The sequence below is a fragment of the Micromonospora fluostatini genome (genome assembly GCF_050410825.1).
Classification (GTDB): domain Bacteria; phylum Actinomycetota; class Actinomycetes; order Mycobacteriales; family Micromonosporaceae; genus Micromonospora; species Micromonospora rosaria.
Map to the genome: position 1 here is coordinate 7,215,664 of NZ_CP191251.1, position 16,637 is coordinate 7,232,300.

General features: G+C 74.9%; 17 protein-coding genes. 11 read left to right on the forward strand and 6 right to left on the reverse strand.

Annotated features, from left to right (window positions below; translation table 11 throughout):
- Positions 1–2: 2 nt before the first annotated feature.
- Positions 3–488 carry a hypothetical protein gene (locus ACQUFX_RS32225; protein ID WP_428963886.1) on the reverse strand — a complete coding sequence of 162 codons (486 nt, stop codon included), beginning with the start codon at positions 486–488 and terminating at the stop codon, positions 3–5.
- A gap of 142 nt (positions 489–630) precedes the next feature.
- On the opposite strand from ACQUFX_RS32225, the gene ACQUFX_RS32230 reads away from it, so the two are divergent.
- From ACQUFX_RS32230 to ACQUFX_RS32240, 3 genes are all read left to right on the forward strand, one after another.
- Entirely contained in the window at positions 631–945 is a 315-nt protein-coding gene (locus ACQUFX_RS32230) for a DUF6158 family protein (RefSeq protein WP_428963887.1), read from the forward strand.
- Positions 945–1,274 carry an SRPBCC family protein gene (locus ACQUFX_RS32235; RefSeq protein ID WP_428963888.1) on the forward strand — a complete coding sequence of 110 codons (330 nt, stop codon included), beginning with the start codon at positions 945–947 and terminating at the stop codon, positions 1,272–1,274. Before ACQUFX_RS32230 ends, ACQUFX_RS32235 begins: the two co-directional genes overlap by 1 nt.
- A 142-nt stretch (positions 1,275–1,416) precedes the next feature.
- Entirely contained in the window at positions 1,417–1,959 is a 543-nt protein-coding gene (locus ACQUFX_RS32240; protein WP_428963889.1) for a DUF1360 domain-containing protein, read from the forward strand.
- A 46-nt stretch (positions 1,960–2,005) separates the two neighbouring features.
- Here ACQUFX_RS32240 and ACQUFX_RS32245 read toward each other — a convergent pair whose 3' ends face one another.
- The 3 genes from ACQUFX_RS32245 to ACQUFX_RS32255 all read right to left on the reverse strand — a co-directional run bounded on the left by ACQUFX_RS32245 (position 2,006) and on the right by ACQUFX_RS32255 (position 4,152).
- Positions 2,006–2,200: a hypothetical protein gene (locus tag ACQUFX_RS32245; RefSeq protein ID WP_428963890.1), complete on the reverse strand. Its 195-nt coding sequence runs from the start codon at positions 2,198–2,200 to the stop codon at positions 2,006–2,008.
- A gap of 137 nt (positions 2,201–2,337) precedes the next feature.
- Complete coding sequence (locus tag ACQUFX_RS32250; RefSeq protein ID WP_428967146.1) at positions 2,338–2,544, reverse strand: hypothetical protein; 207 nt, start codon at positions 2,542–2,544, stop codon at positions 2,338–2,340.
- Between the two features lie 522 nt (positions 2,545–3,066).
- Complete coding sequence (locus ACQUFX_RS32255) at positions 3,067–4,152, reverse strand: 3-deoxy-7-phosphoheptulonate synthase (protein ID WP_428963891.1); 1,086 nt, start codon at positions 4,150–4,152, stop codon at positions 3,067–3,069.
- 320 nt (positions 4,153–4,472) lie between these two features.
- Between ACQUFX_RS32255 and ACQUFX_RS32260 the strand changes: the two genes are divergently transcribed.
- Entirely contained in the window at positions 4,473–4,688 is a 216-nt protein-coding gene (locus ACQUFX_RS32260) for a hypothetical protein (RefSeq protein ID WP_428963892.1), read from the forward strand.
- Here the strand turns inward: ACQUFX_RS32260 and ACQUFX_RS32265 are convergent.
- Positions 4,655–5,446 (reverse strand): phosphodiesterase, encoded by a 792-nt coding sequence (locus ACQUFX_RS32265; RefSeq protein ID WP_428963893.1) that lies wholly within the window; start codon positions 5,444–5,446, stop codon positions 4,655–4,657. The two genes, ACQUFX_RS32260 and ACQUFX_RS32265, sit on opposite strands and share 34 nt — an antisense overlap.
- A gap of 159 nt (positions 5,447–5,605) precedes the next feature.
- Between ACQUFX_RS32265 and ACQUFX_RS32270 the strand changes: the two genes are divergently transcribed.
- From ACQUFX_RS32270 to ACQUFX_RS32300, 7 genes are all read left to right on the forward strand, one after another.
- Positions 5,606–6,898 carry a M16 family metallopeptidase gene (locus ACQUFX_RS32270; RefSeq protein ID WP_428963894.1) on the forward strand — a complete coding sequence of 431 codons (1,293 nt, stop codon included), beginning with the start codon at positions 5,606–5,608 and terminating at the stop codon, positions 6,896–6,898.
- A complete protein-coding gene (locus ACQUFX_RS32275) occupies positions 6,895–8,241 on the forward strand; it encodes a M16 family metallopeptidase (protein WP_428963895.1) in 1,347 nt (448 codons plus the stop codon). Before ACQUFX_RS32270 ends, ACQUFX_RS32275 begins: the two co-directional genes overlap by 4 nt.
- Before the next feature lie 342 nt (positions 8,242–8,583).
- Complete coding sequence (locus tag ACQUFX_RS32280; RefSeq protein ID WP_428963896.1) at positions 8,584–9,609, forward strand: aspartate-semialdehyde dehydrogenase; 1,026 nt, start codon at positions 8,584–8,586, stop codon at positions 9,607–9,609.
- A gap of 135 nt (positions 9,610–9,744) precedes the next feature.
- The gene (locus ACQUFX_RS32285) at positions 9,745–10,185 is read left to right on the forward strand and encodes a PPOX class F420-dependent oxidoreductase (RefSeq protein WP_067369397.1); all 441 of its coding nucleotides are present in this window, start codon (positions 9,745–9,747) and stop codon (positions 10,183–10,185) included.
- A 128-nt stretch (positions 10,186–10,313) separates the two neighbouring features.
- Positions 10,314–10,730: a CBS domain-containing protein gene (locus tag ACQUFX_RS32290; protein ID WP_428963897.1), complete on the forward strand. Its 417-nt coding sequence runs from the start codon at positions 10,314–10,316 to the stop codon at positions 10,728–10,730.
- 178 nt (positions 10,731–10,908) lie between these two features.
- Complete coding sequence (locus tag ACQUFX_RS32295) at positions 10,909–11,280, forward strand: SCP2 sterol-binding domain-containing protein (protein ID WP_428963898.1); 372 nt, start codon at positions 10,909–10,911, stop codon at positions 11,278–11,280.
- A 2-nt stretch (positions 11,281–11,282) separates the two neighbouring features.
- Entirely contained in the window at positions 11,283–13,340 is a 2,058-nt protein-coding gene (locus tag ACQUFX_RS32300) for an amylo-alpha-1,6-glucosidase (protein WP_428967147.1), read from the forward strand.
- A gap of 100 nt (positions 13,341–13,440) precedes the next feature.
- Here the strand turns inward: ACQUFX_RS32300 and ACQUFX_RS32305 are convergent, their stop codons facing one another.
- Positions 13,441–16,515: a helix-turn-helix transcriptional regulator gene (locus ACQUFX_RS32305; RefSeq protein ID WP_428963899.1), complete on the reverse strand. Its 3,075-nt coding sequence runs from the start codon at positions 16,513–16,515 to the stop codon at positions 13,441–13,443.
- Positions 16,516–16,637 lie beyond the last annotated feature (122 nt).

The window sequence follows — 16,637 nt, forward strand, 5'->3', positions numbered from 1 at the left end:
CCTCAGCCGGGGTAGTCACCGGGCTTGGCACCCGGATTGGCGTTCAACCATGACAGGTAGTGGTTGTAGGCGGCCAACTCGCCGTCCTCGGCGCCGTCGGCCACCGCCACCCGGGCGGCCCGTACCGGCCGCCGGACCGCCGGCCGACCGTCCACCGCCCCGGTCGGTTGGTCGGACGCCGGGGCGGGCGCCCCGGTGGGCGGGTCCGCCCCGGTGGGCGGGTCCGCCCCGGTCGAGGGGTCCGCGAGGGCACCGGCCGACGGGTCCGCCCCGGCGGCGTCGCCGCGCAGCGCCAGCCGGACCTCACGCCACCAGACGAACACCACGAACCCGGCGAAGATCGGCCACTCGAAGGCGTACGCCCAGCTCAGGGTGTTACCGCTGGCGGCCCGGCTGATCTGCCACCAGCCGAGGGCGAGGAACGCGACGACCAGCACGACCATGGCCACGTGGCGGACCACCCACGCCGGTGTCCAGAGCCGCTTCATGGCATCGAGGGTACCGGGCGGCTCCGGCGTCTCCGACACCGTGTCGTAGTGGCCAGGCCGAGCGGCACCCGGACGGGTTTGGTGACAGCCGCTGTGGGCAACCGTCTAGATGCCGGGACAGACGAGACCAGGGAGGCCGATCATGAGCGATCCGGCACGCCACGACGGCACCACGACGGGTGCCATCGGTGAGGTCAGCCCCGAGCAGCGGCTCCCGGAGTGGGACGGCGACCGCGCCGTCGACGGTGACCTGCTCGGCATCGAACCCACCGAGCTGACCGAGGAGGACCTGCTCCGGGAGATGCACAGCCTGCACCGCACCCGGCTGGACACGCTGCGGCACGCCGCCGACTCGGCCCTGGCCAACCACCTGCGCCGGACCGCCGAGTTGGAGACGGAGTACCTGGCCCGGCACCCCGGCCGCGAGGTCGACCCGAGCCGGCTGCGGGACGCCTGATGCCCGCGTACGCCGAGCGCGGCATCTCCGCGCCCCCCGAGGTGGTCTTCAACACGGCGACCGACCCGGACCGGGTGTCGGCCTGGCTGCCCGAGCCGCTGCGCGCCGACGGCGACCACCGCCCCGACGTGGACGACGACGGGATGCACGCCCGGTGGCGCAGCGCCAGCGCGCCCGACTGGTCCGCCGAGATCCGGGTCGACCCGGTCGACGCCGGTGGTGCCCGGGTCCGGCTGGAGCTGACCGGGGGCGAGGCGGCGGACGGGCTGGCCGACGAGACGCTGGAGAACCTCGCCCGCACCGTGGCCGACAACCTGACCGCCGGCTGACCCCGCCGGGGCAACCACACCCGGCACCACCAGCCGGACCGTCCCGAAACCCGCCCGGTCGCCCGGCCCACCGCCCCCGTGGTGCGTCGGCGCACCCGATCCATCCATCCCACCCCGACCACGAGACCCGAGGAGCGCGCCGGTGACCGACAGCGGCCTGAAGCAGAAGGTGGCGCGGCTGCGCCAGGCGTACGCGCCACACGAGCACCGGCCGCTGGGCGGGTACCTGGCGGCGATGGGCACCTACGCCGGGGTCACCGGCGTGTTGGCCGGGCTGGTCCGGCTCACCGGTCGACCCGTACCGGACCGCCCGGCCCCCGGCGACGTGCTGCTGCTCTCGATCGCCACCCACAAGCTCAGCCGGCTGCTCACCAAGGACGCGGTGACCAGCCCGCTGCGGGCGCCGTTCACCCGGTACGACAAGCCGATCGGTAGCGGCGAGGTGATGGAGCAGGTACGCGACTCCGGCAGCTCCACCCGCCACGCGATCGGCGAGCTGCTGAGCTGCCCGTTCTGCCTGGCCGTCTGGGTGGCGACCGGGTTCACCGGCGGGCTGGTGCTGGCGCCCCGGCTCACGAGACTGGTCGCCACGGCGCTGACCGCCGTCGCCGCCTCCGACTTCCTCCAGATGGCGTACGCGGTCGCGCAGCAGAAGGCCGAGGGCGGGCGGCACACCGAGGACTAGCCCGTACGCCCGCGCCCCGGCGTCCCGGCCGGCCGGCGCGGGCCGCTCAGCGCTGCATGCCGGACCAGCCGCGGGGCGCCTCGGTCTCCCGCTCGTCGGCGTCCGCTCCGGTCACCACGTCCCGGTCGACGGCGGTGCGGTCGTGCTCGTTGGCGAAGTCGGGGTCGGGCTCGGGGTCCGTGCCCCCGGGCGGCTGGCCGAGAGCCGGCTCGTCCCGTCGGTCTTCCTCGCGCTCGGTCATCTCCGCAGTCCTCTCGTCGTCGACCCGGGCCCGGTCGCCTGGGCCGGGCCCGGCCGGAGCCGGGCGTCGGCGGGCGCTCCGGCGGGGTCGGCTCCGCCGGCCCGCGTCAGCGGCCCCGGGCCGGCCGACGGCGCGGCTCACACCCCCGAACCGCCCAGCAGGTCGGCCGCCTCGTCCATGGCGTACTCGCCCTCGGGGAGCGCCGAGATCCGGGTCAGCAGCTCGGCCGGCAGCTCGGCGGCGACGGCCCGGCGCTGGATCTCCGCCTGACTGATCCGCTCCTGCCCGTGGTAGATGTCGTCGAGCAGGTCGTCGAGGTCCTGCCGGACCGCCGGATCGTTCATCGCGCGGGCGGTCGTCGGCACGTCCAGGTCGACGTCCACCTCCGGCACGTCCAGCTCCGGTACGTCCAGGTCGACGTCCACCTCGGGCGTCGGGCCCGCCGCCGGGTCGTCCGGCCCGGTGGGCTCGGCCAGGAGGTCGTCCGTCACGGGGGTGCCGCCGGTCGCGGGTTCCCTGCCGGACCCGGGTGCTCCGCCGGTCACAGGCGTTCTGTCGGTCACGAGGGTTCGGCTACCCGTCGCCGAACCGGTCAAACGTCACGCCGCCCCCGGCCGGACCGCCGCCGCCGAATGTGACGTGGGCCACTGTCGAGCCCGGAACACCGGGCGGGGGCCCGGGGTTGAACGAGGTGTCGGTGTGTCCAGTGTCCCCGGGCCTCACCTAAAATGCCGTCGCGGAATACCGTCTGGCTGGAGCCGCGTCGCGCCACTCGCCGAGAGGCGACCTGCACACCGACACCAGCGGCCCCGGGTCCCACCCGGGGCCGCTGTCGTCTTCCCGGCCGTGCGCGGGGGAGCGGACGGTCAGGCGGGGGCGGGCAGCGTGGCGCGGCGGGCGCGGGTGGCCGTGGCGAGTTCGGTGAGCACCTCGGTGGTGGTGTCCCAGCCGATGCAGGCGTCGGTGACGGACTTGCCGTACTCCAGCTCGCGGGTCGGGTCCAGGTCCTGCCGGCCGGGCTGGAGGAAGCTCTCCAGCATGATCCCGGCGATGCCCCGCTGACCGGCGGCGAGCTGGGCGGCCACGTCCGCCACCACCTTCGGCTGGTTGCGGTGGTCCTTGCCGCTGTTGGCGTGGCTGGCGTCGACCACCACCCGCTCCGGCAACCCGGCGGCCCGCAGCAGGTCCAGCGCCCCGGCCACCGACGCGGCGTCGTAGTTCGGGCCGTCGTTGCCGCCCCGCAGCACCAGGTGGCAGTCGGCGTTGCCCCGGGTGTGCATGATCGCCGGGGTACCGGAGACGTCGATGCCGGGGAAGACGTGCGGCACGCCGGCCGCCCGGATCGCGTCGACGGCGGTGCCGATGCTGCCGTCGGGACGGTTCTTCATCCCGATCGGCATGGACAGCCCGGAGGCGAGCTGCCGGTGGACCTGGCTCTCCACCGTACGGGCGCCGATCGCGCCCCAGACCACCGTGTCGGCGATGTACTGCGGGGTGATCGGGTCCAGGAACTCGCAGCCGACCGGCAGCCCGAGCCGCAGCACGTCGAGCAGCAGCGCGCGGGCGGTCCGCAGACCGGTGTTGACGTCACCCGAGCCGTCCAGCCCCGGGTCGTTGATCAGGCCCTTCCAGCCCACCGTGGAGCGCGGCTTCTCGAAGTAGACCCGCATCACCACCAGCAGGTCGTCGGAGAGCCGGTCGGCCACCTCCCGCAGCCGGCCCGCGTACTCCAGGGCCGCCGCCGGGTCGTGCACCGAGCAGGGGCCGACCACCACCAGGAGGCGGTCGTCGACCCGGTCCAGCACCTGGGCGGCCGCCCGCCGACCGGCCACGACGGCCGAGGTCAGGTGGGCGTCCAGCGGCAGGTGGTGGTGCAGCAGGGCGGGGGTGGTCAGCGGCACGACACGGTCGATCCGCTGGTCGATGACCCGATCGGTGTCCGGGGTCGTCACGGTGGGTTCCTTCCGCCGACCGTGCCCAGGGCCGGCGCCCGGGACGAGCCGGCTGCTCGTACGCGAAAGGGCGGGTACTCGCCCCGCCCAGCCGGCTCGAAGTGTGGTGACGTCAGATCACGGTGAAGTCACCGGCTTCGAAGCCGGCTGCCTAAACCATCGATACGACCGCGTCACGCGGACCACCCTACCCGACCGGCCCGGAAATCCCACCCGCCCACCACATTGTGAGCACCGTCGCGGGCGCCCGGCCACCGCCGGCCGCGAGCCGGTTCGCGCGCGCACGCGTGGCGGTGGAGCGCGCGGGGTAGGAGAGTGTCATGAGTGAATTCCCCCAGGACCAGAACCGGGTGGAGTCCCGCGCCCACCTGCTGCCGGAGGAGGCCGCGGTCGGCAGCGACGACCCCCAGGCACAGGCCGCCGCCATCCTCGCCGAGTCGGACCTGCGCGAGAACGTCCCGAACGCCGCGTCGGACACCGTGCTGGAGCGACGTACCTCGAATCAGACCGTGGTGGCCGTCGAGCCGCCCGACTGAGCCGGGCCGTCCGACCGGGCGGGGTCGTCCGACCGGGCCGGGTCGGGCGGCCCGGTCGGGTGGTCGGGGCGGGTGACGGCCCCACGGGCCCGCCGGGAGCCCCGGTAGGCCCCCTCCCGCAACCGGGCGAGCGGGCCGGCCGCGCGCAGACCGGCCGGCAGGTGGCCGATCGGATCGAAGGCCGTGGCGGCGTCGACCCCGGCGTCGAGCGGGTCGCCGAGGCGTACCTCGCCGAAGACCCGCCACGGCCCCACGGCGGACGCCACGGCGAGGCGGAGCCGTGGCGTACCGGTCCGGACCACGGCGTCGACGTCGGCCAGGCTCCGGCCGAGGTCGGGCGAGGCGGGGTCGGGCAGCACCGCCAACCAGAGCCGCCGGCGACCGGCCCGGTACGCCATGATCGTGCTGTACACGCCGGTGACCCGCCGCCGGGGCACCGGCACGTGCCGGCGCAGCGGGCCGGCCGCGCTGGAACTGACCAGCAGGTCCACCGGGTGTGCCGGGTCGGCGTCGTAGAGCCGTACCGCCACTCCCAGCACGTCCGGCCAGCCGTCGGGGGTGGGGGTGCCCCGGGAGAACCGGACCATGGCCGGGTACCGGCCGGGGCGGTCGACGAGCGCGACCCCGGTCGGCCGACCGGGCGTCCCCCGGACGACCACCTCGGCGGTGAAGGAGCGACCACGCGGGTGCAGCAGGCGGGCCCGCCGCCAGCGGGTCAGGAGGGCGGCCGTGCGGTCGACGACGCTCGACAGGGACATGACCCTGCGGTACCCGGTCGGGGGCGGTCGATGCCGGCACACCCGGTCGATGCGACCCCGCCGCCTCGTGGGGCGGTCGGGACGGTGTCGGCGGTCGATCGTTCGCCGCGCCGTGGTGGCGCGACACCGTTCGCGGCCGTGATCGGATAGCGTCGGGCCATGCCCGACAGCGGTTACCCCTGGCCCATCGAGACGACCCGACTGGACAACGGCCTGCGCGTGGTGGTGAGCGAGGACCGGACCGCGCCGGCGGTCGCCGTGAACCTCTGGTACGACGTGGGATCACGGCACGAGCCGGCGGGGCAGAGCGGCTTCGCCCACCTCTTCGAACACCTGATGTTCGAGGGTTCGGTGAACGTGGCGAAGACCGAGCACATGAAGCTGATCCAGGGCGCGGGCGGCTCGCTCAACGCGACCACCAACCCGGACCGGACCAACTACTTCGAGACGGTCCCCGCCGAGCACCTGGAGTTGGCGCTCTGGCTGGAGGCCGACCGGATGGGCGGCCTGGTGCCCGCGCTGACCCAGGAGACGCTGGACAACCAGCGTGACGTGGTGAAGAACGAGCGTCGCCAGCGGTACGAGAACGTGCCGTACGGGGACGCCTGGCTGCGGCTGCTGCCGATGCTCTACCCGCCGGGGCACCCGTACCACCACGCCACGATCGGCTCGATGGCCGACCTGAACGCCGCCGACCTGGCCACCTTCCAGGCGTTCCACCAGACCTACTACGCGCCGAACAACGCGGTGCTGACCGTGGTCGGCGACGCCCCCGCCGCCGAGGTCTTCGCGTTGGCGGACAAGTACTTCGGCGCCCTCCCGGCCCGCGCGGACATCCCGCCCGCCCCCGACGGGCGGACGGTCACCCCGACCGGGCAGCCGGTCCGGGAGACGGTCACCGCCGACGTGCCCGCCCCCCGGGTGTACGTCGCGCACCGCACGTACCCGTTCGGCAGCCCCGGGTACGACGTGGCGACGGTGCTCGCCACGGTCCTCGGCAGCGGCCGGGGCAGCCGGCTCTACCAGCGGCTCGCCGACGGGGAGCGGATCGCCCAGCCCGACCTCGTCGGGGCGTACGGGGTGGACCTGGCGCACGCGCCGGCCCCGCTGATCGCCACCGCCACCGCCCGCCCGGGGGTCACCGCCGAGCGGCTCGCCGCCGGGCTGGCCGAGGTGGTCGACGAGCTGGCCACGGTGCCGGTCACCGCCGCCGAGCTGGACCGCGCCAAGGCGCTGTTGTCCACCTCGTGGTGGCGGCAGATGGCCACCGTGGACGGCCGGGCCGACACCCTCGGCCGGTACGCCACCCAGTTCGGCGACCCGGCGACGGCGGGCGAGCGGCTGCCGGCCCTGCTCGCGGTGACCGCCGAGCAGATCGCCGAGGCGGCGGCCGAGGTGCTCGGCGCCGCCGACCGGGCCACCCTGAGCTACCTCCCCGAGGAGACCGCATGACGCTGATCGCCGCCCGCCCCGGCCCGGGCACCGCCCGCCCGTACCGGTTCCCGGCGGTGGTCCGCCGTACCGTCGCCGGTGGGCAGGTCGTCGCCGCGCACCTGCCCGGCCAGAACCTCGCCGTCGCGCTGCTGCTACTCGACGCGGGCGCCGGCCGGGAGCCGGTGGGCAAGGAGGGCGTCGGCGGGGTGCTCGCCAAGGCCCTGGAGGAGGGGACCGCCCAGCGGGACGCGACCACGTACGCGCTGGCCGTCGAGGGGCTCGGCACCGAGCTGGTGACCGGGCTGGACTGGGACTCCTTCCAGGTCAGCGTCCAGGTGCCGGTGGACCGGCTGACCGCCGCCGTCGAGCTGCTCGCCGAGGCGGTCCGCACGCCCCGGCTGGACCCGGCCGACGTCCGGCGGGTCCGCGACGACGAGGCCACCGCGCTGCGGATGGACTGGGCGAACCCGGGCCCGCGTGCCGACGCGGTGCTGCGGGCCGACCTGTTCGGCGTGGAGAACCGGTGGGGCCGCCCGATGTACGGCGACCCGGACTCGGTCGCCGGGCTGGACGTCGACGACGTGACCGTCTTCCACTCCGAGTGGTTCATCCGGCCGGGGACCCTGGTCGTCGCCGGTGACCTGGACCGGATCGACCTGGACGCGCTCGGCGCGGCGGCGTTCGCCGGCACCGGGGGCGGGCCGGTCGAGCGGGGCGGCCCGATCGAGGTGCCCCTGCGCGCTGCTCGGCGGATCATCCTGGTCGACCGGCCCGGCTCGGTGCAGTCCACGCTGCGCCTCGGGCACCCGGCCCCGCACCGGGCACACCCCGACCACGTGCCGATGACGCTGGCCGGCACGGTGCTCGGCGGGGCGTTCACCTCCCGGCTCAACCACCTGATCCGCGAGGTGCGTGGCTACACGTACGGCATCCGGGGCGAGTTCGGCACGTCCCGCCGGTTCGGCCGGTTCATGGTCAGCTCCGGGGTGCAGACGGCGGTCACCGCGCCGGCCCTGGTCGAGGCGGTCGGCGAGATCACCCGTACCCAGGTCGGTGGGGTGACCGAGGACGAGCTGGCGGTGGCGCGCTCCTGGCGGGCCGGCCAGCTCTCGGTGGAGTTGCAGAGCCCCCGGTCGATCGCCTCGGCGCTGACCACCCTGGTGGTGCACGACCTGCCGGACGACTACCACGCCCGGCTGCGCGCGGACCTGCTCGCCGCCGACGTCGACCAGGTCTCGGCCGCTGCCGCCGCCCACCTGCACCCGGAGGCGCTCACCCTGGTCGTCGAGGGTGACGCCGCGGTCATCCGCGACGAACTCACCGCCGCCGGCCTCGCCCCCCTGACCGACCCCACCCTCTGACCCGCCCACCCCTGCCCTCCCCGCGTCGATCAGGGATGCCGGCGCCGGACGTCGGGTCCGACACGGCCGACATCCCCTCGACCGACACGGGCGGGCAGGGCGGGGTGGGGTGATATTGGTCGCTCGGGGCCAGGTGGCCGGCGGGCGGGGGCGGAACGGGGTGGAGCGGGAAGTTGCGGTGCGGGGCGGGGGTGACGGGGGATCCTTCGGCCCCGGTGGGCGTGTGCGGGGTGTCGTTGCGGCCGGTGCGGCGCGGTCGAACCGTTCGTAGCAGGTCGGGGCGGGTCCGGGCGGTGGGAAAGCGTTCCCCGTGTGGCCGGCGGGCTGGGTAGCCTCGCGGGCATGAGGATCGGCATTGTGGGCGCGACCGGCCAGGTCGGTGGCGTCATGCGGCAGGTGTTGGCGGAGCGTGAGTTCCCGGCGGAGCAGGTGCGGTTGTTCGCCTCCGCCCGGTCGGCGGGGCGGACCCTGCCGTGGCGGGGCGGCGAGGTCCCGGTGGAGGACGCGGCCACCGCCGACTACCGCGGGCTGGACATCGTGCTCTTCTCCGCCGGCAAGGGCACGGCGAAGGAGTTGGCCCCCCGGGTCGCCGAGGCCGGCGCGGTGGTGATCGACAACTCCTCGGCGTACCGGATGGATCCCGAGGTGCCGCTGGTCGTCGCCGAGGTCAACCCGCACGCCGTCGCCGTACGCCCCAAGGGCATCATCGCCAACCCGAACTGCACCACGATGGCGGCCATGCCGGTGCTGCGTCCGCTGCACGCCGAGGCCGGGCTGGTCAGCCTGGTCGTCTCGACGTACCAGGCGGTCTCCGGCGCCGGGCTGGCCGGCGTCGAGGAGCTGGACGAGCAGGTCCGCAAGGTCGTCGAGCACGCCACCGGGCTGGCCTTCGACGGTACGGCGGTGGAGTTCCCCGCGCCCCGCTCGTTCGCCAGGCCGATCGCGTTCAACGTGCTCCCGCTCGCCGGCTCGATCGTCGACGACGGCTCGGCCGAGACCGACGAGGAGCAGAAGCTGCGCAACGAGAGCCGCAAGATCCTGGAGCTGCCGGAGCTGAAGGTCTCCGGCACCTGCGTCCGGGTGCCGGTCTTCACCGGGCACTCGCTCCAGATCAACGCCCGGTTCGCCCGGCCGATCAGTCCGCAGCGGGCCGTGGAGCTGCTCGACGGAGCGCCCGGGGTGGCGCTGGCCGACGTGCCGACCCCGTTGCAGGCCGCCGGCCAGGACCCGACGTACGTCGGGCGGATCCGGGCCGACGAGACGGTCGAGCACGGCCTCGCCCTGTTCTGCTCCAACGACAACCTGCGCAAGGGCGCCGCGCTGAACGCGGTGCAGCTCGCCGAGCTGGTCGCCGCCGAGCGCCGCTGACCCGCGCGGCCGGTCGCCGTCGGGCTGCCGCCCGCCGCCGGTCGCCGTTGGGCTGCCTGTACGCGGTTGCCCGTCCCGGCCCGCCGTCCGTGTTTGGATGGAGGGCCGGGACGATCGCGTGAGGTGGAGGACGCCGTGACGGATCAGCAGACCCAGCAGGCCCTGTCCGAGTTGGTCGCCGGCCAGCGGTTGGGGGTGCTCGCCACGCTCAAGCGCGACGGCCGCCCGCAACTGTCCACGGTGATGTACGGCTACGACCCGCAGCAGCGGGTGATCCGGGTCTCGGTGACCGACGGGCGGGCCAAGACCGCGAACCTGCGCCGCGACCCCCGCGCCAGCTTCCACGTCGGCAGCGACGACGGCTGGACGTACGCGGTGGCCGAGGGGCGGGCGGAGTTGACCCCGGCCGCGACCGACCCGCACGACGCCACCGTCGAGGAGCTGGTCGACCTCTACCGGGCGCTGGCGGGTGAGCACTCGGACTGGGACGACTACCGCCGGGCCATGGTCGCCGACCGCCGGCTGGTGCTGCGGCTGCACGTCGAGCGCCTGTACGGCCTGCCGTCGCGCGGCTGACCATCCCTCGCCGGCCGTCCCGTCGCGCCACCCCGCCGGGACGGATCCGCCGACGGCCGTCGCGCCGCGTGTTACCCCTCGGGGCGTCCGGGTAGACGGCGGGTTGCCGACACCGAGAGGGGAGCACCATGACGACGGTCGGAGAGTTCATGACGACCCGGTTGGTGACGATGGACGGCAACGACACGCTGGTCGCCGCCGCGCGGGTGATGCGGGACAGTGCGATCGGTGACGTGGTGGTGACCGCCGACGGCGGCGTGGCCGGCATCATCACCGACCGGGACATCACGGTCAGAGGGGTCGCGGAGCAGTTGGATCCGGAGAGCACCCGGCTCAACCAGGTCGTCAGCCGGGACGTGATCACCGTGAGCCCGTACGACGACGCGGTCTCCGCCGCCGACCTGATGCGTACCTACGCGGTACGCCGGTTGCCGGTCGTCGACGACGGCCGCCTGGTGGGGCTGGTGTCCATGGGTGACCTCGCGGTGGAACGCGAACCGCAGTCGGTGCTGGCGGACATCAGCGCCGACGACCCGAACAACTGAGCCCGTCCGCCGCGGACCGCCGGCCCCCGCCCACGCGGGGGCCGGCGCGTGCGTGCCGCGCTCCGTGGCGACCGTCGTCCCCACGGGGTCCGAGGGCCGATCGGGCTCACCCCGAGCGGGTGAGGTTGGGCCCGCTCACGGCGGGGACCCGTTCCCCGACGCCGTAGGGGGTGGACCAATGGTGGACGCGACCACCAGGTTCTTCGAGGACCTGGACCGGCGGGGGTTCGAGCCGCTGCTGGAGAAGATCTCCGGGACTCTCCGTTTCGACCTGCACGAGGACGCCCAGACCACGCACTGGCTGATCCAGGTCGACCGGGGGCGGATCCGGGTGAGCCGGGAGGACCGGGACGCCGACACGGTCGTCTGGACCAGCCCGGCGTTGTTCGAGCAGATGGCGGCCGGCCGGGAGGACGGGATCGCGGCGCTGCTGCGCGGGGACATGACGGTCACCGGCGACGCCCGGCTGGTGGTGCAGATCGAACGGTTGTTCCCCGGCCCGCCGGACTCCCGGGGACCACGGCGGCTCTTCGCGAGGGAGGCGGGCTGATGGTGCAGAGCAACACGATCCGGATCCTGGACGGCAACACCTTCGTGGTCTCGGAGGACACCGGGGACATCGAGGCGACGCCGAGCGAGCCGACCGGGCTGTTCTCCATCGACACGCGGTTCCTGTCGCGCTGGGTGCTGACCATCAACGGGGAACGGCTCAACGCGCTCTCCTACGACGACCTCCAGTACTACGAGGCGCGGTTCTTCCTGGTGCCGGGGCTGGCGACGCACTACATCGACGCCAAGCTGTCGATCATCAGGGAGCGGGCGGTGGGGGCCAGCTTCCGGGAGACCATCACCATCCTCAACCACGACGAGCGGGCGGTGGACCTGGAGATCCGGATGGACGCCGGCTCCGACTTCGCCGACCTCTTCCAGGTCAAGGACGAGATCGTCAACAAGAAGGGCGAGCACTACACCGAGGTCGAGGCCGACCGGCTGCGGCTGGGCTACCGGCGGGGGAACTTCCGGCGGGAGACGACGATCGCCAGCTCCGAGACGGCCCGCTTCGACCAGCGCGGCTTCGCGTACACGGTCCACCTGGAACCCAACGAGGAGTGGTCGACCGAGATCAACGTGCAGACCGCCGCGATCGGGCCGGGGGGTCGGGACCTGCGGATGGGGGTGCAGACGCACGGTCCGGAGCGGTTGGCGCTCCAGCACGACCTGGAGGAGTGGATCGCCGCCGCGCCGAAGGTCAACTCCGAGTGCGAGCACCTGGGACGCACGTACCAGCGGAGCCTGGTGGACCTGGCCGCGCTGCGGTTCTCCCCGCTGACTATGCCCGGCCAGACCGTACCGGCCGCCGGCCTGCCCTGGTTCATGACCCTGTTCGGCCGGGACAGCCTGCTCACCTGTCTGCAGGTACTGCCGTTCGCCCCCGACCTGTCGAGGACGACGCTGCGGATCCTGGCCTCGGTGCAGGGCACCCGGTTCGACGACTTCCGGGAGGAGGACCCGGGCCGGATCCTGCACGAGATCCGGTACGGCGAGACGGCCGCGTTCGAGGAGCAGCCGCACTCGCCGTACTACGGCTCGGTGGACGCCACCCCGCTCTTCGTGGTGCTGCTCGACGAGTACGAGCGGTGGAGCGGGGACGGCGCGCTGGTCAAGGAGCTGGAACGGGAGTGCCGGGCCGCGCTGAGGTGGATCGACGACTACGCCGACCTGGTCGGCAACGGCTACATCTGGTACGAGCGGCGCAACACCGACACCGGTCTGGAGAACCAGTGCTGGAAGGACTCCTGGGACTCCATCTCGTACCGGGACGGGCAGTTGCCGGGCTTCCCCCGGGCGACCTGCGAGGTCCAGGGGTACGCGTACGACGCGAAGGTGCGCGCGGCCCGGCTGGCCCGGGAGTTCTGGGACGACCCGCACTACGCCGACCAGTTGGAACGGGAGGCCGCCGAGCTGAAGGAGCGGTTCAACCGGGACTTCTGGGTGGCCGACGGCGAGTTCTACGCGCTCGCCCTCGACGCCGACGGGCGCCAGGCGGACGTGCTCAGCTCCAACATCGGGCACCTGCTGTGGAGCGGCATCGTCGAGGAGTCCCGGGCGGCGAAGATCGCCGAACACCTGGTCGGTCCCCGGCTCTTCTCCGGCTGGGGGGTGCGTACCCTCGCCGAGGGTGAGATCCGGTACAACCCGATCGGGTACCACAACGGCACGATCTGGCCGTTCGACAACTCCTTCATCGCCTGGGGGCTGCGCCGGTACGGCTTCGCCGAGGAGGCGGCCACCATCGCCGACGGGATCATCGCCGCCGCCAGCTACTTCGACGGGCGGCTGCCGGAGGCGTTCGGCGGCTACCGCCGCGAGCTGACGAAGTTCCCGGTGGAGTACCCGACGGCGTGCAGCCCGCAGGCGTGGTCGACCGGCACCCCGATGCTGCTGCTGCGCACCATGCTCGGCATCGAGCCGCACGAGGGGCACCTGGCGGTCGAGCCGCGCCTGCCGGTGGGCATGGGCCGGATCGAGGTGCTGGACATCCCCGGCCGCTGGGGACGGGTCGACGCCTTCGCCCGGGGCCGGATGGAGCTGCACCGCCTGGCCGAGTGAGCCCCGCCGCCCCCGGTGCCGGTCGCACCGGGGGCGGCCCCACCGGCACCGCCGGGTGCCGGCCCGACGGCACCGTCGGCACCCCGGCGGGTCCGGCCCGTCAACCGTCGGCGGCGGCGCTGACCAGGCCGGTGGCGGTGGCGAAGTCGGCCAGTTCCAGCCGGGTCGACTTGCCGACCTTGACCAGCAGGTTGGTGACGTGCTTCTCCACGGTCCGGTCGGAGATGAACAGCCGCCGGCCGATCTCGGCGTTGCGCAGCCGCCCGGCCAGCAGCACCAGCACCTCGAACTCGCGGGCGGTCACCCCGGCCACCCGCAGCGGGTGGGGGATCCGTTCGCAGCCCCGCCGTCGTTGGGCGACCGGGAGCCCGGCCCGGCGCAGCAGCCCCCGGCAGGCGGCGGCGGGCGCGGGCAGGCCGTGGTCGAGGAAGTGTTCCTCGGCGGTGCGGACCCACTCGGCGGCCGGGCCCCACCCGTCGGCCAGGGCGGCCTCCCCGACCAGCCGGAGCAGCAGGTGCCGGGCCGTCGGGAAGGGGCCGGCGGCCTCCAGGGCCCGCCGGAAGGCGGCGACGGCCCGCTCCGGCCGGCCCTCCCGGCCGGCCCGGACCGCCTCGGCCGCCGCGACGAACTGCCGGTTCCAGCGCAGGCCGGCCTGGGGTGTGGCGGCGACGCTGCGGTATCCGGCCCGGTCGAGCCAGCCGTCCAGTGTGCCGAGCAGCAGCCACAGGCCGTACCCGCCGGAGAGGTCGTACGCGTGCGGGGCTCCGGTGGCGCGGGCCGCGTCGAGCAGGTCGACGGCGCGGGGCCGGTCCTCATCCAGCACCGCGCAGCACGCCTCGGCGAGGCCGGTCGCGGTCGCCAGGTGCCAGGGCGGAGCGCCCCCGTCGTCGTGGAACCGGGCCAGGTGCCCGGCCATCTCGCGGCGTCGCCCCCGGTGCCCGGCGGCGACGGCGGCGGCGAGGGCGGCGTACCGGGCCACGCCGGGGTGGCCCGCGCGCTCGGCGGTCCGGCGGGCCCGCTCGGCGAGGGTGTCGGCCCGGTCGTACTCGCCGTGCAGCGCCGCGACCATCGCGGCGGTGCCGTCCAGGTCGGCGGTGAGGGTCCGGTGCCCGGTCCGGACGGCCTCCGCCCGGACCGCGCGGAGCCGTTCCGGGGAGCCCTCCCGCCAGGCGTACTCGGTGGCGAGGTGGACCAGTGAGCGCAGCCGCCAGCACGGCAGGTCGTGCCGCTCGGCCTCGTGCAGCATCGCCTGCAAGGCCGACCGGGACCGGGCGGCGTCGGTCCGGGCGGCCAGCAGGGCCTGCACCTCCAGCGCGGCGCAGAGCTGGTCGGGGCGGTGCCGGTCCCGCGCGGTGCGGCCGGCGCGGTCGGCGAGTTCCGCGATCCGCTCCGCCGACGCCGGCTCGGGCAACTGGTGCAGCAGCCGGGCCTCGACGAGGTCCAGCGCGGCGAGCGCCGGCGCCGGGTCGGCGGGGCTCCCGTCGCCGGCCGGACGGAGGGTGCGGCGGGCCAGCCGGACCAGGGACAGCCCGTCCCGGAGCCGGCCGGTGAGCCCGGCGGCGCGGGCCAGGTGGGCCTGGAGCAGCGCGAGCCGGGCCGGCGGCACGGTCTCCGCCAGGCCGTCGAGGGCCGTACCGAGGCCGAGCGCCCGGTGCGGGTCGCCCGTCTCGATCAGCGCCACCAGCAGCGCGTCCAGCAGGTCGGCGCGGACGGCCGGCGGCTCGTCCCCGGTCAGCTCCCACGCCCGGGTGAGCTGGTCGACGCCGTGCCGGGCGTTGCCCCGGGCCAGCGCGGCGCGGCCCGCCTCGGCGTGCAGCCCGGCGGCGCCGGCCCGGTCGCCGGCGGCGTACCGCAGCGTCGCCAGGTACGGCAGCCACGGTGTCGCCGGGTCGGGCAGCCGGGCCTGCACCGCGTCGGCGAGCCGGCCGGCCAGGTCCCGCCGTTCGGCGACGGTCAGGGGGGCCAGCAGCGCGTCGGGGGCCAACGCCGCCCGGAACCGGTACCGGCCGGGGGCGTCGTCGTCGGCCCGGACGAACCGGTGGTCGGTGGCCTGGCCGAGCAGGTCCCACACGGTCGGTTCGTCGACGGCCAGGGCGGCCCGCAGCACGTCGACGGGGAAGTCCGCGCCGAGCAGGGCCGCCGCGCGCAGCGCCCGGTGCACCGGTGGCGGGACGGGGCGCAGGCGCTGGTCGAGGCTGCGGACCACGGTCGGCGGCAGCAGCCGGGCGGGTTCGTCGGTGACCTCCCAACGGTCGCCCCGCCGGACCAGCACCCCGGCGGAGAGCAGCGCGCCGAGCAGTTCCTCGACCACGAACGGGTTGCCGTCGCCGTCGGCGTGCAGCCGCTCCAGGACACCCGCCGGCACCCGGTCGGGTCGCACCCCGAGCCAGTGGGCGGCCAGCAGGCCGACCTCGGGGGCGCCGAGCCGGTCCAGGTGCAGCAGGCGGGCGGTGCGCCGCAGGCCGGCGGTCTCGGCGAGGTCGACGGCGGGCCCGGTACCGGCGCGGGCCGTGCCGACCAGGGCGGCCGGCTGGTCGGTGAGGTTGTCCACCAGGTACTCGGTGACGGTGAGGGTCACCTCGTCGGCGTGCTGGAGGTCCTCCAGCACGAGCAGGCAGCCGTGCCGCCGGCCGACCACCCGGAGCAGGCGCAGCACCGCCTCGGCCAGCACCAGCGGGGAGTCGGCCGGCCCGAGTTCGGCGTACCGGGCCCACTCGGGCACCAGCCCGCCGAGCACCGGACGCAGCGGCTCCAGCTCCGGGTCGGTGGGCATCCCGGCCGTACGGGAGAGCGCGGAGAACGCCTCGCAGTACGGCCGGCAGGGGGCCAGGCCGGCGGTGGGACTGCTGCGTCCGGTGAGGACGGTCAGCCCGTTGGCGCGGGCCCGTCGTCCCAGCTCGGTCACCAGGCGTGACTTGCCGGTGCCGGCGTCGCCGAGCACGAAGGCGGTGCGGCCGGCGGGCCGGTCGGGGTGCGGCAGACATCCGACCAGGTGCCGCAGTTCGTCGGTACGGCCCACGAGGGCCTGCGGATTCGTCATCGTCGGCGGCTCCACGAAGCTCGTGCGCCAGGCGGCCCCCGCACGTCCGGCGATGTCGATACGACTGTCCTGACTAGATGCGTACCAGTCGGCGCGGTGCTCCGTCCAACCGTGCCGGTGACGCTCGGTGACCATCGGAGGGTGTCGCTCGGCTCGTCGGCCCCGCCGTCCGCGCTGGTCAGCGTCGGCGTGGTGGACCCCGGAGATCGACGCTTTCCGCCACCCACGAGTTCAGAACACGAAAAACATTTCCGTTG